The 10,705-nt window shown below is 39.4% G+C and carries 9 protein-coding genes, 1 tRNA gene and 1 pseudogene; 4 read left to right on the top strand and 7 right to left on the bottom strand.

Going from position 1 to position 10,705, the window contains the following annotated elements; genetic code table 11:
* Both BZK24_RS05335 and BZK24_RS05330 read left to right on the top strand, forming a co-directional pair.
* A pseudogene (locus tag BZK24_RS05335) lies at positions 1-515 on the top strand (hypothetical protein); the annotation flags it as partial.
* Positions 508-1,680 carry a DNA methyltransferase gene (locus BZK24_RS05330; protein WP_077656806.1) on the top strand — a complete coding sequence of 391 codons (1,173 nt, stop codon included), beginning with the start codon at positions 508-510 and terminating at the stop codon, positions 1,678-1,680. The pseudogene BZK24_RS05335 and the gene BZK24_RS05330, both read left to right, overlap by 8 nt.
* An 18-nt stretch (positions 1,681-1,698) precedes the next feature.
* Here the strand turns inward: BZK24_RS05330 and xseA are convergent, their stop codons facing one another.
* The 7 genes from xseA to hopF form a co-directional block, all read right to left on the bottom strand.
* Entirely contained in the window at positions 1,699-2,961 is a 1,263-nt protein-coding gene (xseA, locus tag BZK24_RS05325; protein WP_077656805.1) for an exodeoxyribonuclease VII large subunit, read from the bottom strand.
* A gap of 12 nt (positions 2,962-2,973) precedes the next feature.
* A complete protein-coding gene (gene rseP / locus BZK24_RS05320; protein ID WP_077656804.1) occupies positions 2,974-4,047 on the bottom strand; it encodes an RIP metalloprotease RseP in 1,074 nt (357 codons plus the stop codon).
* Positions 4,044-4,712: a MotE family protein gene (locus BZK24_RS05315; protein WP_077656803.1), complete on the bottom strand. Its 669-nt coding sequence runs from the start codon at positions 4,710-4,712 to the stop codon at positions 4,044-4,046. Before BZK24_RS05315 ends, rseP begins: the two co-directional genes overlap by 4 nt.
* On the bottom strand, positions 4,705-5,133 hold the full coding sequence (locus BZK24_RS05310; protein ID WP_077656802.1) for a flagellar FliJ family protein: 429 nt from the start codon (positions 5,131-5,133) through the stop codon (positions 4,705-4,707). Before BZK24_RS05310 ends, BZK24_RS05315 begins: the two co-directional genes overlap by 8 nt.
* Positions 5,130-6,365, bottom strand: coding sequence for an adenylosuccinate synthase (purA, locus tag BZK24_RS05305; RefSeq protein WP_077656801.1), 1,236 nt, complete (start codon positions 6,363-6,365; stop codon positions 5,130-5,132). The genes BZK24_RS05310 and purA overlap by 4 nt, the downstream gene beginning before the upstream one ends.
* 98 nt (positions 6,366-6,463) lie before the next feature.
* Positions 6,464-7,876 (bottom strand): Hop family outer membrane protein HopG, encoded by a 1,413-nt coding sequence (gene hopG / locus BZK24_RS05300; RefSeq protein WP_077656800.1) that lies wholly within the window; start codon positions 7,874-7,876, stop codon positions 6,464-6,466.
* 12 nt (positions 7,877-7,888) lie between these two features.
* Positions 7,889-9,346 carry a Hop family outer membrane protein HopF gene (hopF, locus tag BZK24_RS05295; RefSeq protein ID WP_077656799.1) on the bottom strand — a complete coding sequence of 486 codons (1,458 nt, stop codon included), beginning with the start codon at positions 9,344-9,346 and terminating at the stop codon, positions 7,889-7,891.
* A 158-nt stretch (positions 9,347-9,504) separates the two neighbouring features.
* Between hopF and BZK24_RS05290 the strand changes: the two genes are divergently transcribed.
* Positions 9,505-9,580 (top strand) — tRNA-Ala (locus tag BZK24_RS05290).
* A gap of 101 nt (positions 9,581-9,681) precedes the next feature.
* The gene (locus BZK24_RS05285; RefSeq protein WP_171972409.1) at positions 9,682-10,704 is read left to right on the top strand and encodes an ABC transporter permease; all 1,023 of its coding nucleotides are present in this window, start codon (positions 9,682-9,684) and stop codon (positions 10,702-10,704) included.
* Position 10,705 lies beyond the last annotated feature (1 nt).

Raw genomic sequence — 10,705 nt, 5'->3', positions numbered from 1 at the left:
ATTGAAGAAATTCAAAATAAATGCAATAAACATGACAACGATTCATTTTTGAATGAATTAAGAGACAGCATGGTGGCTTTATATTTAGATTATGAGCTTATCAATACCCAAAAGCATGGCCTTGATGCCAAAAGAAGTTCAAGCGATGAATTTTTAGAAATCAAACAAGTATCCTTTCAAAGTAAAACTTGGAGCGCGACTTTTAATGACACCACTTTAGAAAAAGCCAAAGTTTTTTGCGATATTAAAACGACTTTAGCTGTGGGCGTGTGGAATAATATTTCTAATCTTTTATCATTGTTTATGGAAAGCACCCTGAAATGGGATTGTATTTGGAACAAAAAGTGAAAGAGTGTCATAATGAGAGCAGGCGTTCAACTCAAACGATAGGAATTAGTAAATTAATCAAAGAATTTGATTTTAAAATGAAACCCATTGATTTAAAAGAACAAGAGCTTATCAATCTTTTTAATCTTAAATTTGGTCGTTTTTCTTGGGAAAACCATCTTGCATAAAGTTTTTATCATGGAAGCTTTGGAGTGTTTGAAAAGAATAGAAAAAGAAAGCATCCAAACGATCTATATAGATCCCCCTTATAACACTAAGAGTTCTAACTTTGAATATGAAGACGCTCATGCTGACTATGAAAAATGGATTGAAGAACATTTGATTTTAGCAAAGGCTGTGTTAAAACAAAGCGGTTGTATTTTTATTTCCATAGATGATAATAAAATGGCTGAAGTTAAAATCATTGCCAATGAGATTTTTGGAACGCGCAATTTTTTAGGCACTTTTATCACTAAACAAGCCACAAGGTCTAACGCTAAACACATCAATATTACCCATGAGTATGTTTTAAGCTACGCCAAAAATAAAGCGTTCGCTCCTGGTTTTAAAATCTTACGAACGCTTTTGCCCATTTATGCTAAACCATTGAAAGATTTAATGCGAACGATTAAGAATGTTTTTAAACAAAAAGGACAAGCTCAAGCCCAACTTGTCTTAAAAGAACAAATCAAAGAGTTATCCCAAAAAGAACATTTTAATTTTTTAAAAAATTATAATTTGGTGGATGAAAAAGGTGAGATTTATTTCGCTAAAGATCTATCCACGCCTTCACACCCACGCAGTGTAGCGATACAAGAAATCAATCTTTTTTTAGAACCCTTAAAAAGCAGAGGGTGGAGCAGCGATGAAAAGCTTAAGGAGTTATATCATCAAAACAGGCTTATTTTTAAGAATAATCGCCCTTATGAAAAATATTACTTAAAAGAATCGCAAGATAATTGTTTGAGCGTGTTGGATTTTTATAGCCGACAAGGCACAAAAGATTTAGAAAAATTAGGCTTAAAGGGGCTTTTTAAGACGCCAAAACTTGTAGAATTGATTAAATATTTATTATTATGCTCCACCCCTAAAGATTCTATTATTTTAGATTTTTTTGCAGGTAGCGGGACAACAGCGCAAGCGGTTATAGAAGTTAATAGGGATCATTATTTGAACTGGTCTTTTTATTTGTGCCAAAAAGAAGAAAGAATTAAAAATAACCCGCAAGCTGCCAGCATTTTAAAAAACAAGGGGTATCAAAACACGATTTCAGACATCATGCTGTTCCGTTTAGAAAAGATCATCAAAAGAAGTGAATACGAAATTTTAAAAACAAAATCTATTTTATTTTAAATCTTATTTTTCAAACCCCTACACCCTATCCACGCTCAAAATTTCAGCGCTCGCTCTGGCTTTTTCATTACTCAATTCAATTTTATCGCCCCTTTTTAATGCCTCTAATTCTATCGCTTGATGGTTTTTGCTCACCAACGCCCCGAATTGGGGTAATTTCAAATTGGCATGAGCGAGTTTAAGGGCGTTTTCTAGTGCGTTCAATCGCTCTGTTTTAGTTTGTAAAAAAGGGCTTGTTAATGCTTGAATAGAGATTTTTTCTAAAAGCGTTTTTTTAAAGCGTAAAAATTCTAGGGTTTTATTTTCTAGAGCGATTTTTAGTTTCTCTAGTTTTAAGGTGTTTAAATGGTGCTTGTTTTCAAAACTCAATCGTTTCAAAGAAACCGCTAAATGCTCTAAATGCGCCTTTTTTTGATGGAGCAAAGTTTTAAACGAGCGGTGCAATTTCACATTAAACCCATCAAGTCTTTGCAACCATTCATCGCTATTAGGGAGTAAAATCTCCATCGCGTTTGAAGGCGTAGAAGCCCTTAAATCCGCCACCAAATCGCTCAATAAAAAATCGCTCTCATGCCCAATAGCTGACATGCTGAAAGTTTTAGCCAAATGCAATGCATCAGCGATTTTCTCATCATTGAAAGAATACAAATCCTCCATGCTCCCCCCACCCCTAGCCATTACAATCGCATCAAAAGCGTTTTTTGTGTCATGAAAACTATCCGCATAAGCGATGCTCTCCACCACGCTTTGAACGCAGCCATCCCCTTGCATTAGAGTATTGATGCAAACCAATTCGCACATCGGCCATCGTTTGGAAGCGATCTTTTTCATGTCCGCCCAAGCGGCTGAATTTTGAGAAGTGATGACTGCCACTCGTTTAGGAAAATGCGGTTTGGGCAATTTATTGGCTTCATCAAAATAGCCCTTAAGGCGTAATTTTTCTTTCAATTGCTCTAAAGCTAGGGTTAATGAACCTATCTCTTTAGGCTCTATTTCAAAGCAATTGATTTGATAATCCCCCCTTGGAGCATACACGCTAATGCCCCCAAAAACAACCATTTCCTGCCCTTCTTTTAAAGCGAATTTGAGCCTGTTAGCGTTCCCTTTAAACAGCACGCATCTGATGACTGATTGGCTGTCTTTGAGCGAAAAATACGCATGGCCGCTCACCTTATGGATAGTCAAATTACTCACTTCCCCTTGAACCCTAACTTGCAAAAAAGTCGCTTCTAGAAGGGCTTTGATTTGCGCGTTGATTTCGCTCACGCTCAATACATGCACCAACTCCCCCTTTTATAGCAAACGAGTGATGTCATTGAAAAGCCCTAAAAACATGATAAAAACCAAAAACCCCACCCCCGCTAGCCACAACGCATTTTGTATGGGTGTTGGCAAAGTGATATGAAAAATATTTTTAAAAACAACCCCTAGCATTTGCGCCCCATCTAAGGCTGGAATGGGTAGTAAATTTAAAATCCCTAAATTGATAGACAAAAACGCCCCAAACAACAAAAGCATGCTCAAACTATTCGCATGGCTTAACGCTCCCACAATGCCTATTACCCCACTCAATTCTTTAACTGAAGTGCTCCCCATAATCAAACGCCTTAAAGAATCCACAATCAAAACAACGCCCTCTTTAAACCGACTCAAGGCCTGCTTGAACGCCTGAATTAAGGAATAAGAGACAACGCCCATTTTTTGCATGTCCGGCTTGATGCCTATCACTTTGTATTGGATGATTTCATTAGGATCATTAGATTCGCTTATTACCGCTACGATTTTGGGGGTCAGTCGTTTTTCTAAAATCTGATGGTTTCGCTCTATTTCTAAAATTAACTCGCCTTGAGAACGCACCACTACGCTTCTAATCTCTCTAAAACTCGCTATTTTTTGATGGTTGATAGAAAGGATTTTATCCCCCTTTAACAGCCCGGCCTCTAGCGCGTTTTTTTCTAAACCGCCAATGATGGGCAGTAAGACTTTTTCCCCGCTCAATGCCAGAAAAAAATACACTAGAATCGCAAAAAGAAAATTAAAAAACGCCCCCCCAAACAATATCCATAGCTTTTGGAAAGGGCTTTTTTGCGCGTAGCTATCATTTGCTTCTTTTTCTTCATTCGCTTGATTTTCTTCATTCGCTTCTTTTTCTTCTTTATCCATGCCCTTTAATTTCACATAGCCCCCAAGCGGGATCAAAGACAAAGCGAATTGCGTGCCAAAAAGCTTAAAAAAACAGAGTTTTTTACCAAAACCAATGCTAAAAACTTCCACCTTGACCCCACAAATCCTAGCAATAATAAAATGCCCTAACTCATGGACAAAGATTAAAAACGCCAGCATTAAAACCGCTATAATGAACATCATACCCCTGTTGGCTCTTTTACATTAGGATCTTTTAGGGTTGGCTCTTTAGGAGGCGTGGGTGGTGTGGGGGGCGTGGGATCTGTGGTTTTTTGGCTTTCTTTATTTTCTTTATTTTCTTTTGGGGGTTTTTGCCACAACTCTGTCAAAGCCGCCGCTTTTTTAGGATCCATTTTGGCTAAAATTTTGCCTAATTCTTGGGGTTTTAGCGCCATTAAAATTTCTAAGGCGTTTTGAGTGGGTAAGTTTTCTAAAATCAGAGCCGATTTGGAATCTTTCATTTTAGAATAAGTCTCGCTAATCTTGCTGTCTTTAGCCTGCTTGATTTCTCTTAAAATGCCTTCGTTTTCTTCTATCAAATTTTTAAGGCGTTTTTTTTCTTCCGTTTGTAAGGTTTTAAAGGCTTCTTCTTTAGCGGCTAGATTTTTCAGTTTTTCTTCCACTTCTTTTTCTTTTTGGTTCAACAGATCGGTTTTTTCATCTAAAAGGCGGGCGTTTTCGGTTTGCAAGATCCTTAAAGACTGCTCTTTTTCGCTCAATTGGCGCAAATCGTCTTTCAATTCGGCTTTTTTAGATTCAAAAATCGCAGAGCATTGCAACAATTCTTGCGCGGCTTCTTCGCTAAAGAGCGCTTGTAAAATCAAGCCCATTAACAAGATTTTACGCATGCAAGCCCTCTTTTTGCCAGTGTAAAATCATGGCGTTTTCGTCTAAAAGAGCCTGCTCTTTTTTTTCCAAAATTTCCTTTTCTTTTTGCTTTTCCTTTTCTAAAATGATTTTAGCTTTTTCTAATTCCTGGTTAGCCAAAAGGTAATCTTTTTCTAAAACTTTTAAATCCTTATTTAAATTCTCGCTCTCTCGTTGGTAATATTCTATCTCCATTCTTAGAGCGCTTTTTAATTGCTGGGTTTGTAAAAAAAGGCTCATTCCCCCCAATTCAGGGTTTTTAAACGCGCTCAATTGGGCTTGTTTGTCTAAAACTTCTCGCTCGTTTTGTTGCAATTCTAAACGCTTGCTTTCAAGCTTTTGCTCTATTTTTTCTAACGCAAGGGTTTTTAATTGCACCAACACAGAAGCGAATTTTTTCATAGAAAAATCGTGTCTTCTCTTTCAGGGCTTGTAGAAATAAGGCCAATTTTCACTCCCACTTCTTTTTCAATAAAACGGATATACTCTCTAGCGTTTGGCTCTAAATCCTCTAATTTTCTCACGCCCACGCTTTTTTCCCAGCCTTTAAAAGTTTGATAAATAGGCATGCAATCTTTCAAATCGCTAGGGAAAGCCTCCAATCTTTCGCCCTTTCTTTCATAAGCCACGCACACCTTAATCGCATCAATCCCGTCTAAAACATCTAATTTCATTAAAGCTAATTGCGTGCAACCATTCAAAGCGCAAGCGTATTTTAAAGCCACCAAATCCAGCCACCCGCAACGCCTTGGGCGCTTGGTTGTCGTGCCAAACTCCGCGCCCTTAGTCCTTAAATGATCGCCCATGAGTGTAGTGTCTTCGCTAGGGAAAGGCCCGTTACCCACACGAGTAGAATAGGCTTTTGTGATGCCTATGACTTCATTGATCGCTTTAGGGTTTAAGCCGGTGCTAACGCATGCGCTAGCGCTCGTGGTGTTAGAGCTTGTTACAAAAGGGTAAGTCCCTAAATCAATGTCTAAAAGCGTGCCTTGCGCCCCTTCTAATAGGATTTTTTCACCCTTTTGGTTCGCTTCTATCAGCATGCTTGTCGTGTCTTTGATAAAGGGGCAAATTTTTTTAGCATAAGTTTTAAAATACTCCCTCAAATCTTTTTCGTAATCCTCGCCCAAATCATACGCTTCTTTAAAAGGCTCAATGGCTTTGAAATGAGCGTTTAGCTTTTCTTCTAAGATTTTATCGTCTAATAAATCCCCCATTCTTATCCCGCTCCTCGCCATTTTATCCTCATAGCAAGGGCCTATGCCTTTTTTAGTCGTGCCGATGTTTTGAGATTTTTCTTTAAAAGCGTCTTTTTTGGCATGATAAGGCAAAATCACATGGGCTCTGTCGCTGATAAACAAACGATTTTCTAAATCCTCAAACGCGCTGATTTCTTCGCACAAATCCTTAACGCTCACGACCACCGCGCTAGAAATGATGTTCTTGCATTTGGGGTATAAAACCCCTGAGGGCATTAAATGCAAAGAATGCTTAACCCCCTTATGCACAATGGTATGCCCGGCATTATGCCCGCCTTGATAGCGCACCACAAAGTCATAATCTTTAGCGATCCTATCAACAATTTTTCCCTTCCCCTCATCTCCCCACTGGATCCCCACAACGACATCTGCCATAAAATATTATCCTTAAAACAAAGTAGATTGGATTGTTTAAAAGCTTGTTAGAATACCAAAAAAAAGTAAAGAGCCTCTTTATAAGCCCTAAAAAGAGCTTAAAAACCTATCGTGTAATTGATATAGAACGCATACAAACGCCTGTAATCCACATCAGCCCCATTGGCCCTCAAATACCTTTGATTGATAGCTGGGATTTTCACGCCAAATTCCATCCCATGCTGAATGCTTTGAGACGCGCTCAAAAACCGGCGGTGCATGGTGCTGGCAAAATGAGCCCTTAAGCCCAAATTAAACAAAAATTGGAAATTCGTGGGAGTGGGGTATTCTTTAAACGAGTTTTCAATTTGACCTCTTAAAGAGCTATCCCAAGTGTTACCCGCTATTTGAATGCCTCCAAACACCCCCACATTCAAGGACTGATCGCTAAAAACCCTCCTAAAGATATTCCATAAAAAGTCCGTGCCAGCGCCATAAGTAAAGATGTTCGCCTTAACAGCGCTATTAAGACTACCCAATTGCGTAAAGCCATAATCAAAGAAAGCGTAGTATCGTAAGCCTATATTCTTCTTGCTCCCAAAAAATTGCTTATAGCCCACTTGAATGCCAAAGCCATTAATAACCCCATGCTGAGAGCTTGTGCCTAGCCCAAATTGGGGCAAGTAGGGCTCATCGTAATTCTTTAGCATTCCTCCTAGCTGTTTTAGATTCTCTTGATAAGTAGCGATTCGATCCGAGATGGTTTTCACATCCTTTTGAAGCATGGCCCCTGCACCACCGCTCTTATTCAAGTCTTCTGCGATCTGGCCTAGCTTTGCTGAAGAAGTGTCATTAAAAAGCTGCATTTGGGCTAATAGCCCTTTTAAAAACACCGAATTACTATCCAGATTCACTCTTGTAAGCGCGTTTAGAAGCGCCACGCTTTCCGTGGCTAAGAGGCTGAATTCATTTTGAGAACCATAGAGAACTTTTATAATCCCCACGTATTCAGGAACGACTCCATTATTGCTGCCATTATTACTATTATTAACCAAGTTATAAAGCACATTACTCAAATACACTTGCAAGGCTTGAACGCTATAAGCGTTTTTATTCGTTTCAAAGCGTTGCTCAATTTGGGGGAGTATTTTTTTAAACTGGGTTAACTCTGCGTTGTTGTTGCCAACAGTTGTATTAGTGTTGATAATTTGATTGCCTATCCCTAAAAGAGCGTCCATGGTCGTGTTTGTCGCTAAAGCTAAAAGCCCATTACCCCCTGCCATACCCACGCCCACTTGGCGGAAATCATCAATGACATTATTCCTTAGGGTGCTGCCTTTGTTGTTGATATTTTGTTGTGCACCGCCGATTTGATAGCCCACTCCCATATAAAAGCCATCGTCTTCAGCTAACGCCACGCTTAAAGGAAGGCTAAAAAGCAGAGCGGTTTTTAAAAGCCCTTTTTTGAGCGCGTGGTATTGACCTTTTTTCATCCTTGTATTCTTTATCTCTTTTGTATTGGTATTTTTCATCAAGAGCCTTCCTTAAAAACCGACTGAATAGCCCACATAGAAGCTAAAATTCCTCATATAGCTCGCGCTTGAGCCTTGGGTTGCAAAATATTTATGAGCGATAATAGGGATTTTCACCCCAAATTCTATCCCTTGGTCTAGCCTGTGCTTATTGAAATTGGTTTTTGCAAAGTTGGTACGCACGCCCAAATCAAACAAGAATTGGAACGAACTGGACTTGACATCGGGCCTTTGCCCGCTCAATAAGTTCGTTACATTCGTGCTCCAAGTTTGCCCTGCAATTTGAGCGCCAAAGAAAAGACCGATCGTGGTCCTTTCCCTCCTTCTAGAGCGTTCATACACATTGTATAAAAAATCCGTTCCTACCCCATAAGTAACGAGATTGGCTCCCACTTTTAAATTCGTATCGCCAAAATTCGCATAGCCATAATCCAAAAACCCGTAATACCTTAAGCCAATATTTTTCTTATGGGTGAAAAATTGTTTATAGCCCATTTTAGCCCCAAAGCCGTTCATGCTCGCTGACTGATAATCTTTGAGAGAAAAGAGATTAGGGATATAAGAAATCTTATAAAGAGAACTAGCCGAAGATTCAAACTGACCCAAACTCGCGTTAATAATGTTTATGACTCTATCTAGCCCTTTCTTATAGATAAGCTGATTCCCACTAAAACAAGACGATGCACTGCTACAAATATTTTTTTCAATAAAACTCCCCAACCTCAAAGTCTCACGATCCAAAGAAATCCCGCTCTTAATCAAAGCGTTGATCTCGCTAACCGTAGAATTAGCCCCTATCAAGCCCGTTTGCGAAGAAAAATTTTGCATGCCTGTGGCAATATCGCCCACGCTCACGCCATTATACGCTCCATTAGTCCCGCTTGTGCCTAAAAGCATGACTTTCATAATATTTTCGTATAGCTGTTCGTTATTGTTTTGTTGGATTTTGCTCAAATCCACTTGCCCTAAAGCTAAAACGATGTTTTGAGCCACTAAGAGCATGCTATCAGTGATACCGATTTGTTCTTTCCCTACATCCACCACCAAAGGCTTAATGACACCCTGACTAGCGTATTGTTGAGATAAATCCAATAGTTTTCCTAAAATCCCTAGAGATTGCTCTAAATTGACTAAGGCTTGGTTTGATGGTCCGTTTTGTGGTTGCACGTTTGGTTGTGATGGTTGCGCATTATTTTTCAGGCTTTCACGCAAAAGAGTTGCTGTTTTATTCCCTAAAATATCCAAGTAGTAGGATAAGGGAATGGCAGAAGTTTGCAACCTCACAGCCCCATCTCTGATTAACTGCTTTAATTCTTGCGCTTGAGTGAAGCCTGGATTTTTCAATTCCTGTCTGGCCAAACTCGTTTGATAATCTATGATAAAAAACGCCCCATCTTCTTCAGCGTTACACAAAGACATGCCCGCTAGTAAGGAAAGAGCAATCGTTTTTTTAAAGGAGTGGTTTTTCAAAAATATCCTTTTTGCTTTGATAAGTGATTTTACTTAATCCATAAAAGAAACTCTCTAATTTTAAGATAATCATTCTTAATTTGCTATTAAGTGTTTCAAAAAAGCATCAAATTGACATCTTTTAAGCAAAATGTTATAATGCTCGCTTAATTTTATTTGGGGTGTTAGCTCAGTTGGGAGAGCGCAACGCTGGCAGCGTTGAGGTCAGGGGTTCGAACCCCCTACACTCCACCATCATTACGCTTATCCTTTTTCTTTATGGATCAAACCCATTTTCTTGCTAGTATTACCCATAATTAATTATAATCTTAGGAATTGTTTTTCATCAAGGGAGTTTGAGCGTGAGCAGTTTGTTTAAAATGCGTATTCTGAGTTTTAAAAAGAATAAGCGGGCGGTGTTTTCACTCTATCTTTTTATCGCTTTATTAGCGCTTTCTCTTTTAGCCCCCTTGTGGGTCAATGATCGCCCTTTATTCATCTATAAAGACAATAAAGCGTATTTCCCTATGTTTAAAAACTATGCAGAAGTGGAGTTTGGAGGCGATTTTTTCACCCCTACGGACTATAACGATCCTTATGTGCAAAACACGCTTTTAAAAGACGCTTTCATCATCCATGCGCTTATCCCTTATAGCTATGATACGATCATTATGGATTTAGACTCGCCTGCCCCCACCCCCCCAAGTTTCAAACACCTTTTAGGCACGGACGATCAAGCCAGAGATGTGCTAGCCAGGTTGGTTTATGGCTATCGGGTTTCGTTAGTGTTTGGGATTTTACTCACCCTTTTTAGCGTTCTTATTGGCGTGAGTTTGGGGGCGTTTCAGGGGTATTATGGAGGGTTAGTGGATTTATTGGGGCAAAGGTTGAGCGAAATTTGGAGCGCGATTCCCATGCTTTTTTTACTCATTGTGATTTCTAGCGCGTTTAATTCTAATTTCTGGATCATCTTGTTTTTAGTCTTGCTCTTTAGCTGGATGGGGCTTTCTCAAGTCGTGCGCACGGAGTTTTTAAAAGCAAGGAATATGGACTACACCAAAGCCGCTAGAGCGCTTGGGGTGAATGATTTAAAAATCATTTTCTACCATGTTTTACCCAACGCTTTAGTGGCAACGATCACTTATGTGCCGTTTTTAATGGCGGCTAGTATTTCCACTTTAGTGTCTTTGGATTTCTTGGGTTTTGGCATGCCTATAGGGAGCGCGAGTTTGGGCGAATTGGTCAATCAAGGCAAGGATAACCTCACCACGCCCCATTTAGCGGTTGTAGCCTTTGTAGCCATCAGTTTGTTGCTTTCTGTTTTGGTGTTCATTGGCGAAGGGGTGCGCGATGCTTTCAACGCTAACATGCTCAAATAAA

The organism is Helicobacter pylori, from assembly GCF_001998165.1.
In the GTDB taxonomy this organism is placed as follows: Bacteria; Campylobacterota; Campylobacteria; order Campylobacterales; family Helicobacteraceae; genus Helicobacter; species Helicobacter pylori_DL.
The sequence above is the reverse complement of the archived record's forward strand: the minus strand, read 5'-3'. Positions and strand labels throughout refer to the sequence as shown.

Coding starts and splice junctions, on each gene's coding strand:
- rseP (WP_077656804.1), bottom strand. CDS start 4,047: ATGATGTTCATTATAGCGGTTTTAATGCTGGCGTTTTTAATCTTTGTC.
- BZK24_RS05315 (WP_077656803.1), bottom strand. CDS start 4,712: ATGCGTAAAATCTTGTTAATGGGCTTGATTTTACAAGCGCTCTTTAGC.
- BZK24_RS05310 (WP_077656802.1), bottom strand. CDS start 5,133: ATGAAAAAATTCGCTTCTGTGTTGGTGCAATTAAAAACCCTTGCGTTA.
- purA (WP_077656801.1), bottom strand. CDS start 6,365: ATGGCAGATGTCGTTGTGGGGATCCAGTGGGGAGATGAGGGGAAGGGA.
- hopG (WP_077656800.1), bottom strand. CDS start 7,876: ATGAAAAATACCAATACAAAAGAGATAAAGAATACAAGGATGAAAAAA.